Here is a 24,746-nt window from a genome sequence, read left to right as displayed (position 1 = left end):
TTGAAAAGCTTAGGTGATACACCTTGGGGTCTCTACGAGTAATTTAAGCAATAGCTAAAATGCATTGATTCTGAGATGAACTCGGTGGTTCGCCAAACCAAGGCCGCCCAGCAAGCATAACGAGACGCGGCGACAATCCCGGGAAGATCGGATATAATGCCAGCGTTCTTGAAGTGGCAGCTACGGGCGGCCACCCTAGGCGGTGGCCGCCCCCCGAGAAAAACGGAGGTAGGTTATGGCCGGCTTTCATGTCATGGCGGACGCGCACGGGATGCATGTGCAACCCGCGGTCCGCCGCATTTCCACGCCAGACCTCTGGGACGCATTGAGACTTGGCGCCGAGGACTTCTGGGCCAAGCCCTCGCATTACGTGTTCCTGTGCCTGATCTATCCGGTTGTCGGCCTGATCCTGACGCGGTGGACCTCCGGCTCCAACGCCATCCAACTCGTCTATCCCTTGATGTCGGGCTTTGCCCTTGTCGGCCCGTTCGCCGCGATCGGACTCTATGAGATCAGCCGCCGGCGCGAGCTCGGCATGAATACCAACTGGCGGCACGCCCTCGACGTGCGCCGCTCACCGGCGCTGCCCTCGATAGCGGTCATCGGCATCATGCTGTTCGCGCTGTTCCTGTTGTGGCTGTTCACGGCGCAGTCGATCTACACCAGCCTTTTTGGCAGCGAGCCGCCGGCTTCGGTCGGGGCCTTCCTGCGCGATGTGCTTACGACCAAGAAGGGCTGGACACTGATCCTTCTCGGCAATGCGGCCGGCCTGGTCTTCGCAGTGGTCGTGCTGGCGACCACGGTCGTTGCCTTCCCGCTTTTGCTTGATCGTGACGTCGGCGCCGTTTCGGCGATTGAGACCTCGGCCCGGGCGGTCATGGCAAATCCGCTGCAGATGGCGCTCTGGGGTCTGATCGTCGCCGTGCTGCTGGTGATCGGCTCTATCCCGCTGTTTGCCGGTCTCGCCGTCGTCATGCCGATCCTCGGCCACGCGACCTGGCACCTCTACCGCAAGGTGGTCGAGCCCGCGCAGATCCGGCCCCCGCGCCGTCCGATGTGAGCAAGTGTCCGGCCCGGTCAACGCGGTCAAAGGACAAACCGAAGCCTGGCTGACGATGGGCAAAGTGTTGGATTTGCTCAAAGGAGTTGGCCTGGCGTGCCTTTGTCTTGCCGGCGACTTCGATGCGGCGCCCGCCTGGGCCGACGAGATGGTGCAATTTGAAAGCGCGGCCGTGAAGCCGACGCCGTTTCAGGAGCGCAATGCGCAGGAAAGAGGCGAGACCACGAAGTCTGTTCCCGGCATTCCGCTGCGAGGATATCTGACACGCCCTCCGGGTGAGGGGCCGTTCCCGGCTATAGTCGCTCTGCACGGATGCGCTGGTGTGCTTGCGAATGACAGGCAGGTTTGGCCGCAGCGGCTGTCTTCCTGGGGTTATGTTGTTCTCGTTGTCGACAGCTTCGGCACGCGCGGCATAAAGGATACCTGTCACAGCCTGCTCTCCGATCGCGTCTATGACGCCTACGGCGCCCTGGAGTTTCTGTCGAAAGCCAGTTTTGTCGACCCGCGACGCATCGCATTGATGGGGTTCTCCGCCGGCGGCATCGCAACGCTCGAGGCGGTCCAGCTTGGTGGCGCAGAGCGGCTGATGCAGCACAAATTCAGCGTGGCGATCGCCTACTATCCGAACTGTTCGGTGGCGAGCGGTAACATGGCTGTGCCGACATTGATCCTGATTGGAGAGCTTGATGATTTCAGCCCCGCCCAGAAATGCCGGGAGATGGTGGCGCAACGCAGGGACAAGGGAAGCCCAGTGCAGCTAAACGTCTACGAGGGTGCCCGGCACGCGTTCGACGCCGAGGAGTTCAAGACCGGCGTCGAGGCCTACGGCCACCGGGTCGAGTACAATGCGGCTGCGGCCGATCGATCGGAAAGCGACGTGCACGCCTTCCTGAAGCAGGCCTTCGGCGATTGACGCCAGGCGGCCTCAGCGCTGCGCGTCGGTCGCCATCTTCAGCGCCAACGCCGTCAGCACGGTTCCCATCATCCAGCGCTGGATCACCAGCCATAGCGGCCGTCCGGCGAGGAAGGTGGCGATCGAGCCGGCGGTCAGCGCGATGATGGCATTGACGCTGAGGCTGATCGATATCTGCGTCGCGCCCAGCACCAGGAGCTGCGACAGGACATGGCCCTTGCCGGGGCTGATGAACTGCGGCAGCAGCGAAAGATAGAGAACGGCCACCTTGGGATTGAGCAGATTGGTCATCAATCCCATGGCGAACAGCTTGCGCGGCCGGTCCTTCGGCAGGTCGCGCACCTGGAACGGCGAGCGTCCGCCGGGTTTCACCGCCTGCCAGGCCAGCCACAGGAGATAGAGCACGCCGGCAAAGCGCAACACGTCATAGGCATAGGGCACCGCGATCAGCAGCGCCGTGATGCCGAACGCGGCCGACAGCACGTAGAACAGGAAGCCGACCGCAACGCCGCCAAGCGAGATCAGTCCGGCCTTCGGCCCTTGCGACAGCGAGCGCGAGATCAGGTAGATCATGTTGGGGCCTGGCGTCAGCACCATGCCGAGGCAGACCAGCGCGAAGGCGAGATGGTTGGCGGTGTCGGGCATTGTTCGTTCCCCAGCGTGCCGCGATGGATGAGGGACCGCGCGGGCGGTCAATCTGTGCCCGTCACGGCGGCCGTCTGCAAGGGCTTGACGCCGCCAGGCGTTGCGCCAGGAACGATCCTGGTTAGCCGACCACGCGCAGGTTCGACAGTTCGTTGCCGATTTCCTTGAAATCGTTTGCCAGGCTGGCGCCGGTCGCATTCCAAAACAGCTTCGCCGGTTTGCTCGGATCCGTCGCATCCTTGCGGAAGCGCGAATTCGACGAGCAGGATTTCAGCGCATCGATCGCCAGCTTGTCGCTGGCCTTGGTCGTCGACAGGTCGAGCGCCACCGTCATCACCATGATGTTGGCTGCCTTGGCGTTGTTGCAAAGCGTGGCCATCTGCTCGTTGAGCGCGTTGGTGTAGTTGCCGTTCGAATAGTCCAACTGACCGATGGCGCTCGACGTGCCCATGAACAGGCGGCCGACCGAAGTGCCGTTGTAACCGGGGTTGAGATAGCCGTAGGACGCATAGGTCGATTTCGAATTGGCGGGATCCGAGTAGCCCAGCGAGGAAGGTGTATAATAGGTGTTGGCGCCGTCGGTCAGCACGATCACCACCTTGTCGTTGCCTCTTTCGGTTTCCGGGCGCCCTTGCGTGAACGGCTCTCCGCTCGAAACCACCCGCCAGCCCCAGGCCATGCCCTCGGGGACGTTGGTGCCGCCATTCGGCTGCATCAGGTCGATCGCCGCCTTGATCGAGGTGAGCCCGTCGGCGACGCTGACATCGGTCAGCGGCGTGATCGGGTTGGTGGTGCAGCTGTAATTCGGCCCGTTCCCGGCGGGCAGCGCCGGCGCATCGATCGGCCGCGGCTGGAAATACTTGGCCATGTTGCGCAGCCGCGATTGGCCGCTGCTGCTCGATGGATCGTCGTTCCACCAGCTGTTGAGGGCGCCATAGGTTGCCGGCGCGGCCTCGTCGGGATCCTGGGTGAGCTTCCAGTGATTGCCCGGTTCGTCGGGGGCGAACATGGGCACAAACATCGTTGCCGGATCGCCGACGCCGATGCCGGTGTTGGCCGAGCCACCGGACGGCGTGGCGTCGTTGATGTTGTAGGGGTAGGGCCTGGCCTCGACGCAGCCTTGCCAACTGGCGAACGGACCATAGGAATCGATATAGTCATATTCGTCGTGGCTGCTTTTGCAGGTGTTGTTCGAATTGTATTGGTCGCACACGACCCGTTTGCTGTTGACGACCCGCTCGTGGTTGGTGACGACCTGCATGTCGCGGTAGAGCGAGAACCGGGTCAGCATCTGGCCTTCCCCGGTTCCCCAGCCGGTCCCGCGCTTGTACCAGATGCCGTTGGTTTGCTGGGCGTACTTGTTGGCGGCGTTCAGCGTCGACCAGTCGAAATTCTCGTTCGACACCGGCGACAACCCTTCGGTGTCCATCCACGATGCGTTGCCATTCCCGGGGCCGACATTGACCGAGGCGGCAAAAGGGACGAGGCCGAATTGCACCGGCTTGTCGACCTGCTTGATCATGATCGCCTGCTGGGCCAGCGTGTCGACTAGCTGCTTGGAAGCAGTCTTGAGAAGATCGATGCGCTTTTGCCCCGAGCCCGTGCCAAGCGTGGTCATCGATCCGGAATTGTCGAGCACCAGGGCGACTTCCAGCGTGTTCTTCAGCCGCACCTGCGAGGTGACGTTGAAGCTGAGCCTCTGGTTCGCATCGGTCGCCGATTTGCCGACGAATTGGGCGAAGGCGGGGTAGAAATAGGGTTTGTAGTTGAGCTGGGCGGTCATGGTGAGCAGGCCGCCGCCGCTGGTGTTGCTTGGCAAGATGACGTTGAGCGTGGCGCTGGCGGGATCGATATCGTTCAAATTGGCGTTGAAGAAGTCGAGCGCATAGGCTCTCAACTGGTCGTCGGTCGCACCTTCCGTCAGCCGGCGGGCCGTAGCGAAGTTGGCGGCGTCGAGCGCGTTCATCAACATCTGCTTTTCGCGGTTCATTTCCGTGAAGTCGACAGCGAGCGCCAGACCGCCCATCAGCGGCACCATCGCCACAACCGTCATAAGAGCATAGTTGCCGCGCCTGTCGCGGCGGAACTGACGCCAGATTTCATGCATGTCTTGAAGCGGCCCCCGCCGACGGATTCTCGGTCGGCGCGAGCTTCCCACAGAACGCTGAAGGACGGGTTTGGGAAACCGCTCTATTGCTTGGTTGGCGCTTCACCAACCGCTAACCAATCAAAGGCCGCGGCTTGCGCCGCAATTCGTGCCGATGCGGGTGAAAGCTGGTGACAGCATGGGCCGGTTCGGATAATTCGAACCGGCTGCGGCGAACCGTCGGCCGCCGCACCCGCAACGATCATACTGAAGGAAACGGCATGGCGGATTCGCCCGAAATCGTCGGCTCGCTCGAAGACGTGTCGAAAGCCTATTCGGCAATTCTCTGCGACGTCTGGGGCGTGGTGCACAATGGCGAGTGGCATTTTCCGGCGGCCGCGGCCGCGCTGGCGGCGGCAAGGGCGACCGGCATTCCTGTCGTTCTGATCACCAATTCGCCACGCCGCAGTGCCGATGTCGTGGCACAGATGAGCGTGATCGGCGTTCCGCCGTCAGCCTATGACCGTGTGGTGACCTCGGGCGACGTGACCCGCGACCTGATCGCGGAGGGCCCACGCAAAGTCTTCCACATCGGCGCCGACCGCGATTTGACCCTTTACGATGGCCTCGATGTCGAACTCGTCGAGGAATTCGAGGCCGCCGGCGTCGTGTGCACCGGGCTGTTCGACGACGAGGTTGAAAAACCCGAGGATTACACCGACCTGCTGCGCCGGTTGCGCGCCAGGAACTTGCCATTCATCTGCGCCAATCCCGATATCATGGTTGAACGCGGCGAACGGATCATCTGGTGCGCCGGTGCACTCGCACGCGACTACGCGCAGCTCGGCGGCCGCACGCTGATCGCCGGAAAACCCTATGCGCCGATCTACGAGGTCGCGATGAAGGAGGTGGCCGAGATCCTCGGCCAGCCGGTTGAGCGTTCGCAAATACTGGCGATCGGCGATGGCATGATGACCGACGTCAAGGGCGCGGCCGACAATGGTTTCGACGTCCTCTATGTCTCCGGCGGCATTCACGCCCGCGACTACGGCGATCCATCCCGGCCGGATCCGGCAAGGCTTGGGCTCTTCCTGGAGCGGCACGGCTATCGTCCGGTGGCCGTCATCGCAAGGCTGCAGTAGGTGGCAATGGTCGCGTTCCAGCATCTTGCGACAACCGCGCCGCTGCCCGCCGATCTGCGAGGCGGCGTCGTTGCGATAGGCAATTTCGATGGCGTCCACCGTGGCCACCAGGCCGTTCTCGAACGGGCATTGGCGGAGGCCAAGCGGCGTGGCGTGCCGGCCCTGGTGCTGACCTTCGAACCGCACCCGCGAACGGTTTTCAAGCCTGATTTGCCGCTTTTCGTGCTGACGCCGCCGCCGATGAAGGCGCGGCTCTTGTCGCTGCTGGGCTTTGCCGCGCTCGTCGAGCAACCTTTCACGCGCGATTTCGCCTCGCTGTCGGCGGAAGCCTTCGTCACCGATGTGCTGGAGAGGACGCTGGGCATCACCCATGCCGTGACCGGATTCGATTTCCATTTCGGCAAGGACCGCCAGGGCGGGCCGGCCTATCTGATGGCTGCCGGCGAGCGCCATGGCTTCGGTGTCACACTCGTCGACGCCTTTCGCGACGAAGGCGCCGAGGTGGTTTCGTCGAGCCGCATCCGTGCCTTGCTTTGCGAGGGCGAGGTGGCCGGGGCCGCCGGTCTGCTCGGCTATCGCTTCACGGTGGAAAGCGAGGTTGTCGGCGGCCAACAACTCGGGCGAACGCTCGGCTTTCCCACCGCCAACATGAGGCTTCCGGCGGCAGCCACGCTGAAGGAAGGTATTTACGCCGTCCGCTTCCGGCGCGCCGACGGCACGCTGCACGACGGCGTCGCCAGCTTTGGCCGCCGCCCGACCGTCGACGACAACGGCGCACCGCTCCTGGAAACCTTCGTCTTCGATTTTTCCGGCGATCTCTATGGCGAGACTTGCGAAGTGTCGTTCTTCGGCTTCCTGCGCAGCGAGATCAAGTTCGACGGGCTCGATGCGCTGGTGGCGCAGATGAAGCGCGATGAAGCCGAGGCACGCGCGCTGCTTGACGGCGTCAAGCCGCTGTCCAGCCTGGACGCCGCGGTGGCGTTCTGAAGCATGACCCCGAAATGGGGGAGGCGAGTTCCTACCTCTTCAATGCAAGACCGACGGCGATGAAGGTCCAGCCCTGGAAGATCAGGTCGATCGCCAGGAACAGTCCGAGCACCCACAGGCTGTTGACCGGCCAGCCCATGGCGATGATCAGGCCCGCGAGCACGCTGATGAGACCCGCCGCGACAATCCAGCCCCAGCCGCGCTCCGGGCGGTGGCTGTAGCCGACCCAGGCCCGCAGCGCGCCGGAAGCGACGAGCGCGACGGCCAGCAGGAAGGTCAGCACCGCCGAGGCCAGCAGCGGATTGTCGAAAGCGAAGAATCCGGCGACCGCATAAAGCAGTCCGCTGAGCAGCCAGTAGAAGAAGCGTCCCCAGGTCTTGACCCCGAAAGCATGCATGATCTCGATGATGCCGGCCACCAGCATCAGCCATCCAACGACATAGACGGAAGCCACCGTGGCGATGAACAGATTGCCGAAGGCGATGCCGCCGAGGATCAGCAGCACCACGCCCAGGCCGACGAACCATCCCCATTTGTCGCGCGTCTGGCCGATCGCGTTCTTCAGAGTATCGCCGTGCAAGGTCATGTCCATGCCTCCATTGAGGGCCGCCAGCATGCAAGGACGTTACCCTCGGCGCCAACCCGCGTCCAGCCGGTCGCGGACGCGATGGTGCAGGCAATGCGAGCCGGTTGTCTCGTCCTTAAATCAAATTTTACCAAAGCCTCGTCAAAGCTGTCGCCGTATCGCGTTAGTGGAGTGGCCATGAGTCCGGTCGGGAAGATTTCTGCAGCCTTGGCTACCGTCATGCTGGCTACGTCAGGCGCGGCCGAGGCCGGCGATGGCGCTTTCGGCTGGCTGTCCGGCGATTGGTATCTGATGGTCGGCGCGACCGGCATGGTGGCGCCCAATTTCGAGGGCGGCAAGAAGTACATGCTGAGCGCCCAGCCCATCATTTCGCTGGGCAAGGCCGGTCCCCAGGCGCGTTTCACGTCGCGCAACGACAACATTTCGCTGGCGCTCGTCGACGATGGCGGTGTCCGTGCCGGCCTGACCGGCAAGTTCCTGTTCTCGCGTGACGACGGCGATGCCGACGAACTCAAGGGGCTGGACCCGGTGCGCTGGGGCGGCGAGGTCGGCGGCTTCTTCGAATTCTACCCGACGGACTGGATGCGCGCACGTGCCGAATTGCGGCACGGCATCCGTGCCCATAATGGCTTTGTCGCTGATATCGCCGCCGATGCTTTCTACGACGTCACGCCAACCGTCAGGATTTCGGGTGGCCCACGCGTGTCCTTTGCCTCGGCGAACTATTTCGATGCCTACTATGGCGTCAACGCGCAGGAAGCCGTGGCCTCGGGGCTGAGCCAGTACAATCCCGGCGGCGGCCTGAAATCCGTCGGCCTCGGCGGCGCCGTGACCTGGAAGGTGACCGATCCGATGACCGCCAGCCTGTTTGGCGAATATTCGCGCCTCGAAGGTCCGGCGGCCGATTCCAGCCTGGTCAAGGAGCGCGGCGACCGCAACCAGTTCATGGTCGGCGTGTCGACCACCTATCGCTTCGACTTCAAGATGTAAGTGAATCGAACGAGACGCTTTATTCCTGCGCTCTTCTCCGCTAAAAGCCCAGCAATGACGAGCTTTTCGCGCCTTCGCGCGCCGACGATACGAATTACCAGCCCGGTGTTCCCGGCAGCCTGAAGGCTGTTGGAGCAGCCGGGACTATTGCGCGCGGCCTCTCGCGCTTTTCCAGATCATCAAGGCATGTCGCCCAGAAGTGGCCCGGTTTGGGAAAACGGCATGCGTATAAAGTAAAATTCCAAGCCGCAAGCCACGTGGCCCGGCATGCACATGGCAGACCAATGACCGACCAAAACCAATCAACGATCGACTATTCCAAGACCCTTTACCTGCCGCAGACGGAGTTTCCGATGCGCGCCGGCTTGCCCGAGAAGGAGCCCGTGCTTGTCAAGCGCTGGCAGGACATGGACCTCTACCGCAAGCTGCGCGAGAGCGCGGCCGGGCGCACGAAATACGTGCTGCATGACGGCCCGCCCTACGCCAACGGCAACATCCACATTGGCCACGCGCTGAACAAGATCCTCAAGGATGTCATCACCCGCTCGTTCCAGATGCGCGGCTATGACTCCAATTATGTGCCCGGCTGGGATTGTCACGGCCTGCCGATCGAATGGAAGATCGAGGAACAGTACCGCGCCAAGGGCAAGAACAAGGATGAGGTGCCGGTCAACGAATTCCGCAAGGAATGCCGTGAATTCGCCGCGCACTGGATCTCGGTGCAGGGTGGCGAGTTCCAGCGGCTTGGCGTCATCGGCGACTTCAAGAACCCTTACACGACCATGGCCTTCCACGCCGAGTCGCGCATCGCCGGCGAATTGCTGAAATTCGCCATGTCTGGCCAGCTCTACCGCGGTTCGAAGCCGGTGATGTGGAGCGTCGTCGAGCGCACGGCGCTCGCCGAGGCCGAGATCGAGTACCAGGATTACGAGTCCGACACGATCTGGGCGAAGTTTCCGGTGGCCAATCTCGTCCTCGCCAGTGTTGTGGACGGGCAGCCGGCGGAGCTCGATCCGGACCTGAGCGGGCGCTCGCTTGACCTGCTGGATGCCCATGTCGTCATCTGGACGACGACGCCATGGACCATCCCTGGCAACCGCGCCGTCAGCTATTCGCCGCGCGTCGCCTATGGCCTCTACGAGGTGACGGCGGCCGAGAATGCGTTTGGCCCGCAGCCGGGCGAGAAGCTGATCTTTGCCGATGCCCTGGCCGAGGAAAGCCAGGCCAAGGCCAAGGTCACGTTGAAGCGCCTTCACGGCATCAGCGCAGAACAGCTTGGAAATCTTGTGCTTTCGCATCCCTTCAAGGGCCTCGGTGGCGGCTACGAGTTCCCGGTTGCGATGATCGCCGGCGAGCATGTCACCGATGATGCCGGCACGGGCTTCGTGCACACGGCTCCCGGCCATGGCCGCGAGGACTTTGATGCCTGGATGGATGCCGCGCCGGCGCTGCGCCAACGCGGCATCGACACCGAGATCCCGTTCACCGTCGACGATGCCGGCTTCTTCACCAAGGACGCGCCGGGCTTTGGCCCGGACCGCGAAGGCGGACCAGCGCGCGTCATCGACGACAACGGCAAGAAGGGCAACGCCAACCAGGCGGTCATCGACGAACTGATCAAGCGCAACGCGCTGTTCGCGCGCGGCCGGCTGAAGCACAGCTACCCGCATTCATGGCGTTCGAAGAAGCCGGTCATCTTCCGCAACACGCCGCAATGGTTCGTCTACATGGACAAGGACCTCGGTGATGGCACCACGTTGCGCAGCCGCGCGCTGAAGGCGATCGACGAGACGCGCTTTGTCCCGGCCGCCGGCCAGAACCGTATCCGCGCCATGATCGAGGAGCGCCCCGACTGGGTGCTGTCGCGCCAGCGCGCCTGGGGCGTGCCGATCGCCGTCTTCGCCGACGAGGACGGCAACGTGCTGAAGGACGAGGCGGTCAACCAGCGCATCATGGACGCCTTCGAGGCGGAGGGCGCCGACGCCTGGTTCGCGCCCGGCGCCAAGGAGCGCTTCCTCGGCAATCACGATGCCTCCAAATGGCGGCAGGTGATGGACATTCTTGACGTCTGGTTCGATTCGGGCTCGACCCATGTCTTCACCCTGGAAGACCGGCCCGACCTGAAGTGGCCGGCGGATGTCTATCTCGAAGGCTCCGACCAGCATCGCGGCTGGTTCCACTCCTCACTGCTCGAAAGCTGCGGCACCAGGGGCAGGGCGCCTTACGACACCGTCGTCACCCATGGCTTCACCATGGACGAGGATGGCCGCAAGATGTCGAAATCGCTCGGCAACACGGTCGTGCCGCAGGATGTGATCAAGCAGTCCGGCGCCGATATCCTGCGGCTCTGGGTGGTGACGACCGACTATTGGGAAGACCAGCGGCTCGGCAAGAACGTGCTGCAGACCAACATCGATGCCTATCGCAAGCTGCGCAACACCATCCGCTGGATGCTGGGCACGCTCGCCCATGACGATGGTGAGGACGTGCCCCTGGAGACGATGCCGGAGCTGGAGCGGCTGATGCTGCACCGGTTGGCGGAGCTCGACGAGGTGGTGCGCCAGGGCTACGACGCCTTCGAGTTCAAGCGCATCACGCGCGCACTGCTCGATTTCATGGTGGTCGAGCTGTCGGCCTTCTATTTCGATATTCGCAAGGACGCGCTCTATTGCGATGGCCCGTCGAGCGTGAAGCGCAAGGCCTCGGTCCAGGTGGTGCGCCATCTCTTCGACTGCCTGGTGAGATGGCTGGCGCCGATGCTGCCCTTCACCATGGAAGAGGCCTGGCTCGACCGTCATCCCGATGCGGTCTCGGTACATCTCGACCAGTTCCCGCACATCCCTGCGAATTGGAAGAACGAGGCGCTGGCGGAGAAATGGCGCAAGGTCAGGCAGGTGCGCCGCGTCGTCACCGGCGCGCTCGAGATTGCGCGTGCCCAGAAGGTGATCGGCTCCTCGCTGGAGGCTGTACCGGTGGTCACGATCAACGACGCGGCGCTCGAGGCGGCGATATCGGACGTCGACATGGCTGAAATGGCGATCACCAGCGATCTGGTCATTGCCCATGGCCAGGCGCCGCAAACCGCCTTTGCCCTCGACGATGTCAAGGGCGTCGCCGTGGTGGTCGAGAAAGCGGAGGATCGCGGACTGGTCAAATGCGCGCGTTCCTGGCGCTACACGGCCGATGTCGGGCAGGATCCGGAATTCCCGGATGTTTCGGCACGTGATGCCGCCGTGCTGCACGAGTTGAAGGCGCTGGGAAGGCTCTAGTGCCTGTCGCCCAAAAGTGCGTAGCGGTTTTGGGATAAACGACAGGCACCAGATCAAGCGCGTGCCTGTCGCCCAAAAGTGCGTAGCGGTTTTGGGATAAACGACAGGCACCAGATCAAGCGCGTGCCTGTCGCCCAAAAGTGCGCAGCGGTTTTGGGACAAACGACAGGCACCAGATCAAAGAAGTGCACAAATGCCACGCCGAACGGTGGAGATCCGGCCGCGCGTTGCCCTTAACGAGTGGTTGAGGTAAACACGCGAAACTCCGGAAGACAAATTGTCGCCGGATTTCCGTCGCAAGTGCTTGCAAGATGGGGACCGGATACAAAGCCGGTGCGATCGAGAGGCTGTCTAGAGTGGGACTTTTTGGCATGACCGAGAGATATAACGCGCGCCTTGCGCTGTTGGCGCCGCTTGTCGTATCGGGCCTCGCTTTGTCCGGCTGCATGGGCTCTCCGACCTATGGCACCGACAAGACCGCTGCCGAACAGTTGGCCGGCGATCTGACAGGCGCCGTGTCCTTCGCGCCGAAGCACAAGGACCCGATCGACTACAAGCCGCGTCCCACTCTGGTGAAGCCGGCACCCGGCCAGAAGGAAGCGCTGCCTGCCCCGCAGGAAAGCATTCAGACGGCGAACGCCGGCTGGCCCGAGTCGCCCGAGCAGCGCCGCGCGCGCCTGCGCGCCGACGCCACCGCGCACCAGAATGACCCAGCCTACCAGGCGGAGATCGTCGACGACGTGCAGACGGATCCGGCTTCGGTGAAAAGGGCGATGGCTGAATCAGGATCTAGCCACCCGCCGGCGTGGAAACCCGCCGATTCCGACAAGGGCCGCGCTGCCGAGATCCAGCGCCGCCTTGCCGAAAGCAAGCAGGGCGACCCCAATACGCGTAAATATCTCAGCGAGCCGCCATTGCCCTACCGTGTCGCCTCCGATGCCGCGCCGCAGAACGAACTCGGCGAAGACGAGTACAAGAAGGAGCGCCGCCTCAAGGCAAAGGCCGAGGGCAAGAAGGGCGGCTGGTTCGACTGGTTGCCGTCGCTGTAAGAACAGTCGCGCCGCCTTGTCGTGCGCGGCCTTGGCTCAGTCTCGACGCCCCCTGAAAAAATCCTTCAGCAGCAGGCCCGCTTCGGTTTCGGCCATACCCGGATAGATATCGGGTGTGTGATGGCAGGTCGAAGAAGTGAAGAAGCGTACGCCGTTGACCACGGCGCCGCCCTTTTCGTCGGCGGCGCCGAAATAGAGACGGCGCAGCCTGGCGAAGGAGATGGCTCCGGCGCACATGGCGCAAGGTTCCAGTGTCACATAAAGATCGTGGCCGGTGAGCCGCTCGCTCGAGAGTTTGCCGCAGGCTTCACGGATCACTAGCATCTCTGCGTGCGCCGTCGGGTCGGCAAGCTCGCGCGTGCGGTTCCCGGCACTGGCAATGACCGTGCCGCCATTGGCGATCACCGCGCCGACCGGCACTTCGCCGCGCAAGGCTGCAGCTTCGGCCTCCTGCAGCGCCAGCGCCATGAAATCCGGCCTCTTCAAGCGGTTTGTCTTCCCATTATATCCTCGCCACCCGGCGGTGATCCTGTTATGGAGCGCATCAACCCGAAAATCGGACTCGATTTTCGGGAATGATCATGCGCCAAATCAAAAATGCTACAGCGTTCGTTGCGCGCCGAACGGATGTGCCACGCTGTAGCAGCGCAAACGGACAAAGGCCACATGGACGACAACGACAAGAAATCTCCGCGCAAAGGCGGCCCGGGCAGGAGTGGCCCGAAATCGGCAGGTGCACGTGGCCGCGACGCCAGCAAGGGCGGGAAGCCGTCCTTTGGTACGAAAAAGCCTTATGCCCCGCGTGGCGATCGGCCGATGGCCGCCGATGGGGACCGGCCGAAGCGGGACTTCAAGGGCGGTGACAGGCCGTTCAGCAAGGGACCGCGCCCAGAAGGCAAGCCTTACGAAAAGCGCGAAGGCCCGCGCAAGCCCTACGCGCCTCGCGGCGACCGTCCGATGGCGGCCGAAGGCGAGCGCAAGCCTTATGAAAAGCGCGAGGGGCCGCGCAAGCCCTATGCCCCGCGCGGCGAGCGTCCGATCGCCGCCGAAGGCGAGCGCAAGCCTTATGAGAAGCGTGAAGGGCCGCGCAAACCCTATGCCTCGCGTGGCGACCGTCCCATGGCGGCCGAAGGCGAACGCAAGCCTTATGAGAAGCGTGAAGGCCCGCGCAAACCCTACGCGCCGCGCGGCGACCGTCCGTTTTCTGCTTCGGCCGACGGCGGCGAAAAGCGCTTTGACCGTCCCAAGCGTGATTTCACAGATCGTCCGAAGCGGGATTTTGCTGACCGTCCAAAGCGCGACTTTGGAGGCGACAGACCCAAGCGTGATTTCGGTGATCGGCCCCAGGGTGCATCGGGCGGTGGTTTCAAGCCACGTCCGCGACCAGCCGAAGGAACCGAAGAAGCCGGCGAGCGCATCGCCAAGCGGCTGGCACGCGCCGGGCTCGCCTCGCGCCGCGATGCCGAGGAACTGATCGCCGCCGGCCGCGTCAAGGTCAATGGCCGGGTGCTGGCCTCGCCGGCGTTCAACGTCATGCCCAATGACATCATCCATCTCGACGGCATGGAAATCCCGCCGATCGAACGCACGCGCCTGTTCCTGTTCCACAAGCCGGCCGGCGTCGTCACCACCAACCGCGACCCCGAAGGCCGCAAGACCGTCTTCGACGTGCTGCCGGCCGAGCTGCCGCGGCTGATGACCATCGGCCGGCTCGATATCAACACTGAAGGCCTGCTGCTGCTGACCAATGATGGCGGCCTGTCGCGCGTGCTCGAACTGCCGGCCACCGGCTGGCTGCGCCGCTACCGCGTGCGCGTCCACGGCAAGGTCGAGGAAAGCGCGCTCGCCGGCCTGCGCGAAGGCATTGCCGTCGACGGCGTCTTCTACGGCGCCATCGAAGCCAGCCTCGATCGCGAGCAGGGCTCCAACGCCTGGCTGACGATCGGCTTGCGCGAGGGCAAGAACCGTGAGGTCAAGAACATCCTCGGCGCGCTCGGCCTCGACGTCACGCGGCTGATCCGCATCTCCTACGGCCCGTTCCAGCTCGAGGATCTCCCCGAAGGTCATGTGCTGGAGATCAAGGGCCGAGTGCTGCGCGACCAGCTTGGCGAGCGCCTGGTCGAGGAATCCGGCGCCAATTTCGACGCCGAGATAACAAAACCGTTTTCCAACCAGCCCGTGCGGCGCACCGAAGTCCGCGAGGCCGAGCCCGAACGGCCGAAGTTGACGCGAGACGGCGAGCGACGGCCGATCGGCGAGGGCGGGCTGATCAAGAACCGCAAACGCCGGGAAGGCAGCCGCGACGAGGCGCTCGGCAAACTGTCGACGAGTCCCGACAGAGGCGAGAGAGCAGAAAAGAGCTTCGGCGATCGCGGTCCGCGACCGGAGCGTGGCGGCTTTGGCGATAAGCCGCGTGGAAGTTTCGGCGACAAGCCGCGCGGCGGATTCGGTGACAAGCCTCGCGGCGGCAAGAAATCCGAACGCGAGCAACGGCCGATCGAGCCGCCAGGCCAGCGCAAGGCCAATGTCTGGATGGCGCCGGGAGCCCGGCCGATCGGCAAGGGCAGGGCGGAGGCCGATGCGGCCAAGGCGGCCGAGAACAAAGCGCGCAAGGCCTCGTTCAAGCCGTCATATGGCAAGCCCGCCGACAAACCAGGCGGTGCGAAGCCATTCGGCAAGCCGCGTGGCGAGCGTCCAGGAGGCGCCGGTGGCGGTGAGCGGCCGCGCGGCGGCCCCAAGGGTCCCCGCACAAGATGAGAATCGTCGGCGGTGAGTTTCGCGGGCGTCCGCTGGCGACGCCCCGCAGCAGCGCTATCCGCCCGACGACCGACCGGACCCGCGAGGCCGTCTTCAACGTTCTGGCGCATCGCTTCGCCGGGCAAGTGGAGGGCGCGCGCGTGCTCGACCTGTTCGCCGGCACCGGCGCGCTTGGTTTGGAAGCCCTGTCGCGCGGGGCATCCTATGGCGTGTTCATCGAGGAATCGGCCGAAGGCCGGGGCCTGATCCGCGACAATGTCGAGGCCTTCGGCCTGACCGGACGCACCAAGATCTTCCGCCGCGATGCAACCGGCCTTGGCGAGGCGGGCACGCTGGCGCCGTTCGGTCTCGTCTTTGCCGATCCGCCCTACGGCAAGGGCCTTGGCGAGCGCGCCCTGCGGTCCGCCAAGGATGGCGGCTGGCTGCGCCCCGGCGCGCTCTGTGTGGTCGAGGAGACGGCGGCGGTTCCCTTCGAGCCAGGCCCGGGCTTTTCCGTGCTCGATGAGCGCAACTATGGCGAGACCGTCATCCGCTTCATCGAGGCTGCCTGACAGGACCGCTTCAGCAGTGGCCTCTTTGCCGCCGCCTTTGCCGGCAAGATGACCAACAATTCACTTTGCTTGTCGCCAGCGCCTTGCCTATCGTCGCTGCATGAAAACCGGAGCCATCGATGACATCCAGGACTGAATGGCTGCGGCCGGCGCTGCTGGCGACCTCGCTGGCCTTGTTCATCGCCGGGCCTGTCCTGGCCGACAGTTCTGCGTCGCCCAAGACTCTGCCGGCCGAGTTCAAGGTCACGGATTTCCTGCTCGACAACGGTATGGAAGTGGTCGTCATTCCCGATCACCGCGCGCCGATCGTCACCCATATGGTCTGGTACAAGATCGGTAGCGCCGACGAGCCGCCGGGCAAATCCGGCATCGCCCATTTCTTCGAGCATCTGATGTTCAAGGCGACAGCTCATCACGCGGCCGGCGAGTTCGATCGCGCCGTCTCCGACATTGGCGGCTCCAACAACGCCTTCACCTCCTATGACTACACCGCTTTCCACGAGACGGTGGCCCCGTCGGATCTCGAGCTGATGATGAGCTTCGAAGCCGACCGCATGCGCAACCTCATCCTCACCGACGACGTCATCAAGACCGAGCGCGACGTGATCCTGGAGGAGCGCCGCTCGCGCATCGACAACAATCCGCAGGCCGTGCTCGACGAGGAGGTCGATGCCACACTGTGGCAGAACCAGCCCTATCGTATCCCGGTCATCGGCTGGATGCAGGAGATGGAGCAGCTGAACCGCACCGACGCCGTCGCCTTCTACAACAAGTACTACCGGCCCAACAACGTCGTGCTGATCGTGGCCGGCGACGTCGAACCGGAAACGGTGAAGGCGCTGGCCGAGAAGACCTACGGCAAGGTGGCCCGCGGGCCGGATCTGCCGCCGCGGGTGCGCCCGGTCGAACCGGAGCAGAATACCAGGCGCACCGTCACGCTCTCCGACGCCCGCGTCAGCGTGCCGAGTTTCTCGACACAATGGGTCGTGCCTTCCTATCACACCGCCAAGCCGGGTGAGGCCGAAGCGCTCGATCTGCTCGCCGAGATTCTCGGCGGCGGCAACCGCAGCCGGCTTTACCAGGCGCTTGTCGTCAAGCAGGGCATCGCTTCCAGCGCCGGCGCTTACTTCCAGGGCACCATGCTCGACGACACCAATTTCACCGTCTATGGCGCGCCGCGCGGCGACGCCAAGCTGGCCGACGTCGAAGCCGCGGTCGATGCGGAGGTGGCGCGCCTCGCCAGCGACGGCGTCACATCGGATGAGCTCGAAAAAGCCAAGGACCGCTATGTCAGGTCGATGATCTTTGCCCGCGACAAGCAGGATTCCATGGCCAACATCTATGGCTCGACGCTCGCCACCGGCGGCAATGTCCAGGACGTGCAGCAATGGCCGGATCGCATCCGCAAGGTCACAACCGACGAGGTCAAGGCCGTGGCCGCGCGCTATCTTGTGCCGGCCCGCTCGACGTCAGGCTATCTCTTGCCGCAGCAACAGGCGGGGAATTGATGATGATGAACGAGCATCTCCGCGCTTTTCCTTCTCCCGCAAGGGGAGAAAGGAAGGCCCTGCACGCCCTCGCGACCCTCTTCCTCTCCATCCTCTTCCTGGTCCTGCCGGCGCTTTCCGCCCGCGCCATGGAGATCCAGTCCGTCACCTCGCCGAAGGGCGTCACGGCCTGGCTGGTCGAGGACTATTCCGTGCCGGTTGTCGCCATCCGCCTCGTCTTTGGCGGCGGCTCGACTCAGGATCCGCCGGGCAAGGAAGGGCTGGCCAATCTGATGACCGGTCTGTTCGACGAAGGCGCCGGCACTCTCGATTCGGAAGCTTTCCAAATCAGGCTCGACGATGCCGGCGCCGAGATGAGCTTCGACGAGACCCGCGATGGCATCTACGGCTCCATGCGCATGCTGGCCGAACAGCGCGACGAAGCCTTCGACCTGTTGCGGCTGGCGGTCAACGAGCCGCGCTTCGATCAGGCGCCTATCGACCGCATCCGCGCCCAGGTCCTGTCCGGCATCATCGCCAACGAGAACGACCCAGACACGGTGGCGCAGAACCGATGGGCGCGCGCCGTCTATGGCGACCACCCCTATTCGCGCTCCGATCAGGGCACCAGGCAGAGCGTCGCCGCCATCACTCAGGCCGATCTCAAGGCCCTGCACAAGGCGGTATTCGCGCGCGGCGGCCTGCATGTCGCCGTGGTCGGCGCCATCGACGCCGAGACGCTGAAGAAGAAGCTGGACATGGTGTTCGGCGATCTGCCGCCGAACCAGGCGCTCGCCCCTGTCGGCGATATCGAGCCCAGGCTGGCGCAGCATATCGAGGTCAATTACGACCTGCCGCAGACCTCGCTGCAGCTCGCGTGGCCCGGCGTGAAGCGCACGTCGCCGGATTTCTTCCCGGCCGCGCTGATGAACGAAATCCTTGGCGGCGGCACCTTCACCTCGCGCCTGTTCCAAGAGGTGCGCGAAAAGCGCGGGCTGGCCTACAGCGTCAATTCCTCGCTGGTAAACCAGGACCACGCCGACGCACTGATCGTCACCACCGGAACGCGTTCCGACCGCGCCGCCGAGACGCTCGGCATCGTGCGCGACGTCGTCAAGCGGCTGGCCGAGGACGGCCCGACCGAGGCCGAACTGGCGGCGACCAAGAAATATCTGATCGGCGCCTATGCGATCAACAATCTGGATTCGTCGAGTTCCATCGCCGCGACGCTGGTCGAACTGCAACTCGACGATCTCGGCATCGACTACATGCAGCGCCGCAGCGGTTACATCAACGCGGTGACGTTGGATCAGGTCAAGGCGGCGGCGAAGAAGCTACTGACGGCGGAGCCGACCATCATGGTGATCGGGCCTCCACTGGCGGGAGCAGGCAAGGGATGAGCCCCACCTTTGGCATAGCTTTCGGCGGCGGCGGCGCGCGCGGCCTGGCGCATATCCATGTCATCGAGGCGCTGGACGAGCTTGGCATCAAGCCGGTGGCGATAGCCGGCTCGTCGATCGGCGCCATCATGGGCGCCGGCATGGCCGCCGGCATGACCGGCAAGGATATCCACGACTATGCCCGCTCGATCCTTGGCCGCCGCGCCGAGGTGGCGAGCCGCATGTGGCGGGCGCGGCCGGGCACGATCGCCGAGGCCATGCAAAATGGTATCCGCGTCAGCCAGTTCAATGTCGAACGCATCCTCAAGGCGTTTCTGCCCGAGGCCATTCCCGAAACCTTCGCCGAATTGAAAATCCCGCTGAAGGTGACGGCGACGGACTATTTCGGCCACAAGCTCGCTGTCTTCGACGACGGCGACCTGCACTCGGCCCTTGCCGCTTCGGCCGCCATTCCCGCCGTCTTCCGCCCGGTGACGCGCGACGGCAGGCTGCTGATCGACGGCGGCATCTACAACCCCGTGCCGTTCGACCTGATCGAGAAGGATGCCGACATCATCATCGGCGTCGACGTGGTCGGCGCGCCGGAAGAGGCCGACCGCAAACAGCCGACCTCAGTCGACCTGATGTTCGGCGCCACGCAGCTGATGATGCAGTCGATCATCGCCAACAAGCTGAAACAGTGCCAGCCCGACATACTGGTCCGCCCGGCGGTGTCCAAATACCGGGTGCTCGATTTCCTGAAGATCGACGCCCTGATGAACGAGACGGTTGAAATCAAGGATCGGCTGAAGCGCGAGGTGGAGGCCGCAGTTGAACAGCGCGCCGCCAAAGCGAAAAAAAGAAGGGTTGCAGCCAAAGCGTGATCGCTATCAGCGACTACGTCTGCAAGACCGTGAGGGTTGTTTGTGCCGCCTCGGCGGTGAAGCAGTGCCGAGGGCTTACCCTCAGTCCTTCGCCCGCTCCACATAGGACCCGTCGGCGGTCATCACCACCACGCGGGTGCCAGGCGCGATGTGCGGCGGCACGGTGGTGCGCACGCCGTTGGAAAGCACGGCCGGCTTGTAGGAGGACGACGCCGTCTGGCCCTTGGTCGTCGGCTCGGTGTCGACCACTTCGAAGGTGGCGCGCTGCGGCAGCACCAGGGCTATCGCGATGCCGTTGAACTGCGACACCTGCACCGGCATGCCTTCCTGCAGATAGGGGGCTGCGTCGCCGACCACGGCTTCCGTCACCGCCACCTGGTCGTAGGTTTCCGGGTTCATGAAGTGATAGCCTTCGCCGTCGGCGTAGAGGAAGGTGTGCTCGCGCTCCTCGACATAGGCACGCTCCACCTGCTCGGTGGTGCGGTAGCGCTCCGACACCTTCACCCCGTCGCCGATGCGCCGCATGTCGAGCTGGGTCACGGGCGTGCCCTTGCCTGGGTGAATGTTTTCGGCAAAGAGGATCACATAAAGCTTGCCGTCCTTGTCGACGACATTGCCTTTGCGGAGCGAACTGGCGATGACTTTCACCACGGTTTTAAATCCTGCAAGAGTTGACTGGCGTTTGCCGGCTTGTGCGGCGCTGGATGGGGGCCTAGCGCATCTTGGCGCGAACCGCCAGCCCCCCAATGCGAACTGGCATGGGGCGAACTGGCATGGGGCGAACTGGCATGGGGGGCGAACTGACATGGGGCGCACCGCCATGCCTTCAATCCGCTCATGACCGCCGCGTCGCCCTGGTGGACGCCGCATGTCCACGCCGATCGCCGCCCGCGCCTTATGCTGCGCAACAAGCTGACGGCGGCCTTGCGCGACTGGTTCGCCGGTAACGACTTCATCGAGGTGGAGACGGCGGCGCTGCAGGTCTCGCCCGGTAACGAGGCACATCTGGCGGCTTTCGCCACGGAAGCGGTAGGGCCGGATGGCGTCCGCTCGCCGCTTTATCTCCACACCTCGCCGGAATTCGCCTGCAAGAAACTGCTTGCCGCGGGGGAGCAGCGCATTTTCAGCCTGGGTCCGGTCTACCGCAACCGCGAGCGCGGTCCTTTGCACCATCCCGAATTCACCATGCTCGAATGGTACCGGGTGGGCGAAACCTACGAAAGCCTGATGCGCGACTGCGCCGATCTGCTGGCGCTGGCCGCGACACGGGCAGGGGCCACGCGCTTTTCCTTCCGTGGCCGCGATTGCGATCCGTTCGCCAAACCGGAGCGGCTGACCGTGGCGGACGCCTTCAGCCACCATGCCGGCATCGATCTGCTGGCCACGGTCGCCGTCGACGGCGGCACGGACCGGGACGCGCTTCATGCCGCGCTGGTCCAAGCCGGCCTGCGCACAGCGCCCGACGACACCTGGGCGGATTTGTTCAGCCGCGTGATGGTGGAAAAGATCGAGCCGTTCCTCGGGCAGGGGCGGGCGACCATCCTGTGCGAATATCCGGTCGCCGAGGCGGCGCTCGCCCGTCCGAGCCCCGGGGATCCACGCGTCGCCGAACGGTTCGAACTCTATTGCTGCGGTGTCGAGCTCGCCAACGGCTTTGGCGAGTTGACCGACGCGGCCGAGCAGCGCCGGCGCTTTATCATCGAGATGGACGAGAAGGAGCGCATCTATGGCGAGCGCTACCCGCTGGACGAGGATTTCCTGGCTGCCCTTGCCATCATGCCGCAGGCCAGCGGCATCGCGCTCGGCTTCGACCGCCTGGCGATGCTGGCGACCGGCGCGCAGAAGATCGAGGCCGTTATCTGGACACCCGTCGCGACATCTTGAACGAGAGCCGCTACCAGGCTCTCTTTTCAATGCGCGAAAACCTGCTCCAGTGAGCGAAAACCCTTGAATTCCAGGGCGTTGCCTGATGGGTCGCGAATAAACAGCGTCGCCTGTTCGCCGGGCTCGCCCTGGAAGCGGACCATTGGCCGCTCCAGCCAGTCTATGTCGTCGCGCGCTTCCAGCCGCGTCGCCAGGCGCTGCCAGTCATCCATTAAGAGCACGGCGCCGAAATGCGGAATCGGCACCAAAATGCCGTCGACCTTGCCGTCACTGGCGGCTTGCGCGGCCTGCGGCCGCAGATGCGCCGACATCTGGTGGCCATAAAGGTCGAAATCGACCCAGGTCGCCGACGAGCGGCCGATCGCGCAGCCCAGCACCTCGCCATAGAAAGTTCGCGTTTCATCGAGATCACGAACCGGAAAGGCAAGATGGAAAGGCGTCATGGCGAAGGCTCCAGATAGGCAAAAACTGCGGCGTCCGCTCCTGGCGGGCGCTTCGATGGCGATTTGGTCGCGACATCCTGATTGCCCTTCTGCCATTGCACAAGCGGCATTGGAACAATAGATGGTGCGGCAGCACCTGCCTTCCGGACAGGCTGAAGAAACAGGATCAAGTGCATGACCGACAAGCTCGACGCCGCGAAATTGACGGACCGCGTCGCGGCCCTGGTCGAGGCCGCCAAACGCGCTGGCGCCGATGCCGCGGACGCCGTCGCGGTGCGTGGCCGCTCGACCGGTGTTTCGGTGCGGCTTGGCAAGGTCGAAAACACCGAAGCATCCGAGGGCGACGATGTTTCGCTGCGGGTCTTCGTCGGCCAGCGTGTGGCCAGCGTATCGGCCACCGCCGCGTCCGATCCGAAGGCGCTTGCCGAGCGTGCCGTTGCCATGGCCAAGGTGTCTCCCGAGGATCCCTACCAGGGTCTTGCCGACCCTGCGCTGCTCGCCAGGCAGACGCGCGACCTGGACCTGTTCGACGCGACCGAAGTGTCGGCCGACCAGTTGAAGGAAGCGGCCCTTGCGGCCGAAGCGGCGGCTCTCGCCGTCAAGGGCGTGACCAATTCGTCCGGCAGCAATGCCAGCGCCGGGCTGGGCGGGATGGTTCTGGCCACCTCGCACGGTTTTCTCGGCCAGTATGTCGCCTCGCGCTTTTCGCGCTCGGCCAGCGTCATTGCCGGCGAGGGCACCGGCATGGAGCGCGACTATGAATTCTCCTCGCGCCAGCATTTTGCCGATCTCGACGCGCCCGAGGATATCGGCCGCATGGCCGGCGAACGGGCCGTGCGTCGTCTTGGCGCGCGCAAGGCGGCGACCGGACCGGTCGACGTGGTGTTCGACCCGCGCGTCGCGCGCGGCATTGCCGGCCATATCGCCGGCGCCATCAACGGTGCTTCCGTTGCGCGAAAAACCTCGTTCCTGCGCGACATGATGGGCAAGCAGGTGGCCGCTGCCGCCATCACCGTCACCGACGAGCCGTTGCGGCGCCGTGGCCAGGCCTCGCGTCCATTCGATGGCGAAGGCGTCGAGGGCGAGAGGCTCCTGATGATTGAAAAGGGTGTCCTCAACCACTGGTTCCTGTCGACGTCGGCGGCGCGGGAGCTCGGCCTTGTCACCAACGGTCGCGGCGCGCGCGGCGGCTCCTCCGTCTCGCCGTCGTCGACGAACCTTGCCATCGAGGCGGGCGAGCGCTCGCCGGAGGATTTGATCGGCTCGCTCAAGACCGGCTTCTACGTCACCGAAGTGTTCGGCCAAGGCGTGGACATGCTCACCGGCGAATACAGTCGCGGCGCCTCGGGCTTCTGGATCGAAAATGGCGCGCTCGCCTATCCGGTCGCCGAAGTCACCATCGCCTCGAACCTGAAGACGATGTTCCTCAACATGGTGCCGGCCAATGACCTCGACCGCAATTTCGGCACCGCGGCCCCGACGCTCCTGATAGAAGGCATGACCCTTGCCGGAGCATGACCTGACCACTGCCGGTGCCGATCAGGACTTGCCGCTGCTGCGTGACGCCGCCCGCGAGGCCGGTCTTATCGCCATGCGCTACTTCGGCAACAATCCGCAGGTCTGGATGAAGGGCGGCACCTCGCCGGTCAGCGAAGCTGATCATGCCGCCGATGCGTATCTGCGCCAGACGCTGCTTGCGGCACGGCCGGATTATGGCTGGCTGTCGGAAGAGACGGCCGACGATCCGGCACGGCTTTCGGCGCGCCGCACCTTCGTTGTCGACCCGATCGACGGCACGCGCGGCTTCCTCGAAGGCCAGCGGACATGGTGCGTCAGCGTTGCCGTCGTCGAGAATGGCCGCACGCTCGCCGGGGTGCTCGAATGTCCGGCGATGGATGAGACCTACTCGGCGCTGCCCGCTCAGGGCGCCTTCCGCAACGACAAGCGCATCGCGGTGCGCAAGCCTGGGGACAAGGCTGAAATTTCAGGATTGAAGCAGTTGATCGACCTGGTGCCTGCCGCCTGGCAGCAGCGGCTGCAGCGGGCACCCTACATCCCCTCGCTCGCCTACCGCCTGGCGATGATCGCCAACGGGACGCTCGACGCAACGTTCGTCAAGCCGAACGCGCATGACTGGGACATCGCAGCCGCCGATCTCATCCTGCGCGAGGCGGGCGGTCAACTGCTCGACCCGAATGGCCGCGCGCCGCTCTACGCCGGCGAGGTGATCCGCCACGGCGCGCTCGCCGCCGGCAGCGGGGACCTGCTGGCGGTGCTTGTCGATGTCATCGCCGGGCTGGATGCCTGAAAGCGTTTTCGAAGGTTCCAAAGTCGGCGGCTTTGGTCTAGACCTGTCACAAACTCACGATATGTGAAGGACCGACATGGCCGCGGAAGACGGAAAGAAACAGCTTTTGCATCTGGTGTTCGGCGGCGAACTCAAGAAGCTTGGCGGTACCGAGTTCAGGGATCTCGACGCGCTCGACATCGTCGGCGTCTATCCCGACTATCAATCCGCGCACACTGCGTGGAAAGCCAAGGCGCAAGCCAGCGTGGACAATGCTCATATGCGTTATTTCGTCGTTCATCTGCACCGCCTGCTGGATCCTGATAGCAAGGCCGCCGGTTGACCTC

22 protein-coding genes are annotated in these 24,746 nt (G+C 64.2%); 16 read left to right on the top strand and 6 right to left on the bottom strand.

The features are described 5' to 3' along the window. Positions 1 to 235: 235 nt before the first annotated feature. Both EN845_RS03040 and EN845_RS03035 read left to right on the top strand, forming a co-directional pair. Positions 236 to 1,060 (top strand): DUF2189 domain-containing protein, encoded by an 825-nt coding sequence (locus EN845_RS03040; protein WP_127869698.1) that lies wholly within the window; start codon positions 236 to 238, stop codon positions 1,058 to 1,060. A gap of 4 nt (positions 1,061 to 1,064) precedes the next feature. Then, positions 1,065 to 1,973 carry a dienelactone hydrolase family protein gene (locus EN845_RS03035; protein ID WP_245511621.1) on the top strand — a complete coding sequence of 303 codons (909 nt, stop codon included), beginning with the start codon at positions 1,065 to 1,067 and terminating at the stop codon, positions 1,971 to 1,973. 12 nt (positions 1,974 to 1,985) lie between these two features. On the opposite strand, the gene EN845_RS03030 is transcribed toward EN845_RS03035, so the two are convergent. Together EN845_RS03030 and EN845_RS03025 are read right to left on the bottom strand one after the other, a co-directional pair. Beyond that, positions 1,986 to 2,618: a LysE family translocator gene (locus EN845_RS03030; protein ID WP_127278888.1), complete on the bottom strand. Its 633-nt coding sequence runs from the start codon at positions 2,616 to 2,618 to the stop codon at positions 1,986 to 1,988. A 121-nt stretch (positions 2,619 to 2,739) separates the two neighbouring features. Then, positions 2,740 to 4,725, bottom strand: coding sequence for a TadE/TadG family type IV pilus assembly protein (locus EN845_RS03025; protein ID WP_189522862.1), 1,986 nt, complete (start codon positions 4,723 to 4,725; stop codon positions 2,740 to 2,742). A gap of 260 nt (positions 4,726 to 4,985) precedes the next feature. Here EN845_RS03025 and EN845_RS03020 point away from each other — a divergent pair, with 260 nt between their 5' ends. Both EN845_RS03020 and EN845_RS03015 read left to right on the top strand, forming a co-directional pair. Next, entirely contained in the window at positions 4,986 to 5,846 is an 861-nt protein-coding gene (locus tag EN845_RS03020) for a TIGR01459 family HAD-type hydrolase (protein WP_127869697.1), read from the top strand. A 6-nt stretch (positions 5,847 to 5,852) separates the two neighbouring features. Beyond that, the gene (locus EN845_RS03015; RefSeq protein WP_127869733.1) at positions 5,853 to 6,833 is read left to right on the top strand and encodes a bifunctional riboflavin kinase/FAD synthetase; all 981 of its coding nucleotides are present in this window, start codon (positions 5,853 to 5,855) and stop codon (positions 6,831 to 6,833) included. 31 nt (positions 6,834 to 6,864) lie between these two features. On the opposite strand, the gene EN845_RS03010 is transcribed toward EN845_RS03015, so the two are convergent. Then, positions 6,865 to 7,419: an HdeD family acid-resistance protein gene (locus EN845_RS03010; RefSeq protein WP_127869696.1), complete on the bottom strand. Its 555-nt coding sequence runs from the start codon at positions 7,417 to 7,419 to the stop codon at positions 6,865 to 6,867. A gap of 219 nt (positions 7,420 to 7,638) precedes the next feature. On the opposite strand from EN845_RS03010, the gene EN845_RS03005 reads away from it, so the two are divergent. From EN845_RS03005 to EN845_RS02995, 3 genes are all read left to right on the top strand, one after another. Next, positions 7,639 to 8,409, top strand: a complete 771-nt coding sequence (locus EN845_RS03005) for a MipA/OmpV family protein (RefSeq protein ID WP_245511620.1) — start codon at positions 7,639 to 7,641, stop codon at positions 8,407 to 8,409. 284 nt (positions 8,410 to 8,693) lie between these two features. Continuing rightward, positions 8,694 to 11,678 (top strand): isoleucine--tRNA ligase, encoded by a 2,985-nt coding sequence (gene ileS / locus EN845_RS03000; protein ID WP_127869694.1) that lies wholly within the window; start codon positions 8,694 to 8,696, stop codon positions 11,676 to 11,678. 371 nt (positions 11,679 to 12,049) lie between these two features. Next, on the top strand, positions 12,050 to 12,727 hold the full coding sequence (locus EN845_RS02995) for a hypothetical protein (protein ID WP_127276750.1): 678 nt from the start codon (positions 12,050 to 12,052) through the stop codon (positions 12,725 to 12,727). Positions 12,728 to 12,763: 36 nt separating this feature from the next. Here EN845_RS02995 and EN845_RS02990 read toward each other — a convergent pair whose 3' ends face one another. Further along, the gene (locus EN845_RS02990) at positions 12,764 to 13,213 is read right to left on the bottom strand and encodes a nucleoside deaminase (protein ID WP_127276748.1); all 450 of its coding nucleotides are present in this window, start codon (positions 13,211 to 13,213) and stop codon (positions 12,764 to 12,766) included. Positions 13,214 to 13,393: 180 nt separating this feature from the next. Here EN845_RS02990 and EN845_RS02985 point away from each other — a divergent pair, with 180 nt between their 5' ends. The 5 genes from EN845_RS02985 to EN845_RS02965 all read left to right on the top strand — a co-directional run bounded on the left by EN845_RS02985 (position 13,394) and on the right by EN845_RS02965 (position 19,785). After that, complete coding sequence (locus EN845_RS02985) at positions 13,394 to 15,484, top strand: pseudouridine synthase (protein WP_127869693.1); 2,091 nt, start codon at positions 13,394 to 13,396, stop codon at positions 15,482 to 15,484. Further along, complete coding sequence (gene rsmD, locus EN845_RS02980; protein WP_127276744.1) at positions 15,481 to 16,035, top strand: 16S rRNA (guanine(966)-N(2))-methyltransferase RsmD; 555 nt, start codon at positions 15,481 to 15,483, stop codon at positions 16,033 to 16,035. The genes EN845_RS02985 and rsmD overlap by 4 nt, the downstream gene beginning before the upstream one ends. A 119-nt stretch (positions 16,036 to 16,154) precedes the next feature. Further along, positions 16,155 to 17,543 carry a pitrilysin family protein gene (locus EN845_RS02975; protein WP_127869692.1) on the top strand — a complete coding sequence of 463 codons (1,389 nt, stop codon included), beginning with the start codon at positions 16,155 to 16,157 and terminating at the stop codon, positions 17,541 to 17,543. Positions 17,544 to 17,545: 2 nt separating this feature from the next. After that, the gene (locus EN845_RS02970) at positions 17,546 to 18,922 is read left to right on the top strand and encodes a pitrilysin family protein (RefSeq protein WP_127869732.1); all 1,377 of its coding nucleotides are present in this window, start codon (positions 17,546 to 17,548) and stop codon (positions 18,920 to 18,922) included. Next, on the top strand, positions 18,919 to 19,785 hold the full coding sequence (locus tag EN845_RS02965) for a patatin-like phospholipase family protein (RefSeq protein WP_127276737.1): 867 nt from the start codon (positions 18,919 to 18,921) through the stop codon (positions 19,783 to 19,785). The genes EN845_RS02970 and EN845_RS02965 overlap by 4 nt, the downstream gene beginning before the upstream one ends. A gap of 81 nt (positions 19,786 to 19,866) precedes the next feature. Here EN845_RS02965 and efp read toward each other — a convergent pair whose 3' ends face one another. Beyond that, positions 19,867 to 20,436 (bottom strand): elongation factor P, encoded by a 570-nt coding sequence (gene efp, locus EN845_RS02960; RefSeq protein ID WP_127276735.1) that lies wholly within the window; start codon positions 20,434 to 20,436, stop codon positions 19,867 to 19,869. Positions 20,437 to 20,622: 186 nt separating this feature from the next. Here efp and epmA point away from each other — a divergent pair, with 186 nt between their 5' ends. After that, entirely contained in the window at positions 20,623 to 21,669 is a 1,047-nt protein-coding gene (gene epmA / locus EN845_RS02955; RefSeq protein ID WP_127276733.1) for an EF-P lysine aminoacylase EpmA, read from the top strand. 26 nt (positions 21,670 to 21,695) lie between these two features. Here the strand turns inward: epmA and EN845_RS02950 are convergent, their stop codons facing one another. After that, on the bottom strand, positions 21,696 to 22,112 hold the full coding sequence (locus tag EN845_RS02950) for a VOC family protein (RefSeq protein ID WP_127276730.1): 417 nt from the start codon (positions 22,110 to 22,112) through the stop codon (positions 21,696 to 21,698). Between the two features lie 174 nt (positions 22,113 to 22,286). Here EN845_RS02950 and EN845_RS02945 point away from each other — a divergent pair, with 174 nt between their 5' ends. The 3 genes from EN845_RS02945 (at position 22,287) to EN845_RS02935 (ending at position 24,742) form a co-directional block, all read left to right on the top strand. Next, positions 22,287 to 23,630, top strand: coding sequence for a TldD/PmbA family protein (locus tag EN845_RS02945; RefSeq protein ID WP_127869691.1), 1,344 nt, complete (start codon positions 22,287 to 22,289; stop codon positions 23,628 to 23,630). Beyond that, positions 23,617 to 24,420, top strand: coding sequence for a 3'(2'),5'-bisphosphate nucleotidase CysQ (locus EN845_RS02940; RefSeq protein WP_127280826.1), 804 nt, complete (start codon positions 23,617 to 23,619; stop codon positions 24,418 to 24,420). Before EN845_RS02945 ends, EN845_RS02940 begins: the two co-directional genes overlap by 14 nt. 76 nt (positions 24,421 to 24,496) lie before the next feature. Then, positions 24,497 to 24,742 carry a DUF4170 domain-containing protein gene (locus EN845_RS02935; protein ID WP_015318348.1) on the top strand — a complete coding sequence of 82 codons (246 nt, stop codon included), beginning with the start codon at positions 24,497 to 24,499 and terminating at the stop codon, positions 24,740 to 24,742. The last annotated feature ends 4 nt before the right edge of the window (positions 24,743 to 24,746 follow it).

The sequence above is a fragment of the Mesorhizobium sp. M8A.F.Ca.ET.202.01.1.1 genome (assembly GCF_004791595.1).
In the GTDB taxonomy this organism is placed as follows: Bacteria; Pseudomonadota; Alphaproteobacteria; order Rhizobiales; family Rhizobiaceae; genus Mesorhizobium.
Note: the sequence above shows the minus strand (reverse complement) of the source record. Positions and strands in the feature narration are given on the sequence as shown.

Bases quoted from the DNA above. Each gene is read 5' to 3' on its own strand.
- EN845_RS03040 (WP_127869698.1), top strand. From the start codon at position 236: ATGGCCGGCTTTCATGTCATGGCGGACGCGCACGGGATGCATGTGCAA.
- EN845_RS03025 (WP_189522862.1), bottom strand. From the start codon at position 4,725: ATGCATGAAATCTGGCGTCAGTTCCGCCGCGACAGGCGCGGCAACTAT.
- EN845_RS02950 (WP_127276730.1), bottom strand. From the start codon at position 22,112: ATGACGCCTTTCCATCTTGCCTTTCCGGTTCGTGATCTCGATGAAACG.
- rsmD (WP_127276744.1), top strand. From the start codon at position 15,481: ATGAGAATCGTCGGCGGTGAGTTTCGCGGGCGTCCGCTGGCGACGCCC.
- EN845_RS03030 (WP_127278888.1), bottom strand. From the start codon at position 2,618: ATGCCCGACACCGCCAACCATCTCGCCTTCGCGCTGGTCTGCCTCGGC.
- EN845_RS03005 (WP_245511620.1), top strand. From the start codon at position 7,639: ATGCTGGCTACGTCAGGCGCGGCCGAGGCCGGCGATGGCGCTTTCGGC.
- EN845_RS03020 (WP_127869697.1), top strand. From the start codon at position 4,986: ATGGCGGATTCGCCCGAAATCGTCGGCTCGCTCGAAGACGTGTCGAAA.
- EN845_RS02975 (WP_127869692.1), top strand. From the start codon at position 16,155: ATGACATCCAGGACTGAATGGCTGCGGCCGGCGCTGCTGGCGACCTCG.
- EN845_RS02995 (WP_127276750.1), top strand. From the start codon at position 12,050: ATGACCGAGAGATATAACGCGCGCCTTGCGCTGTTGGCGCCGCTTGTC.
- epmA (WP_127276733.1), top strand. From the start codon at position 20,623: ATGACCGCCGCGTCGCCCTGGTGGACGCCGCATGTCCACGCCGATCGC.
- EN845_RS02970 (WP_127869732.1), top strand. From the start codon at position 17,546: ATGATGAACGAGCATCTCCGCGCTTTTCCTTCTCCCGCAAGGGGAGAA.
- EN845_RS02985 (WP_127869693.1), top strand. From the start codon at position 13,394: ATGGACGACAACGACAAGAAATCTCCGCGCAAAGGCGGCCCGGGCAGG.
- EN845_RS03010 (WP_127869696.1), bottom strand. From the start codon at position 7,419: ATGACCTTGCACGGCGATACTCTGAAGAACGCGATCGGCCAGACGCGC.
- EN845_RS03015 (WP_127869733.1), top strand. From the start codon at position 5,853: ATGGTCGCGTTCCAGCATCTTGCGACAACCGCGCCGCTGCCCGCCGAT.
- EN845_RS02935 (WP_015318348.1), top strand. From the start codon at position 24,497: ATGGCCGCGGAAGACGGAAAGAAACAGCTTTTGCATCTGGTGTTCGGC.
- EN845_RS02945 (WP_127869691.1), top strand. From the start codon at position 22,287: ATGACCGACAAGCTCGACGCCGCGAAATTGACGGACCGCGTCGCGGCC.
- EN845_RS02965 (WP_127276737.1), top strand. From the start codon at position 18,919: ATGAGCCCCACCTTTGGCATAGCTTTCGGCGGCGGCGGCGCGCGCGGC.
- ileS (WP_127869694.1), top strand. From the start codon at position 8,694: ATGACCGACCAAAACCAATCAACGATCGACTATTCCAAGACCCTTTAC.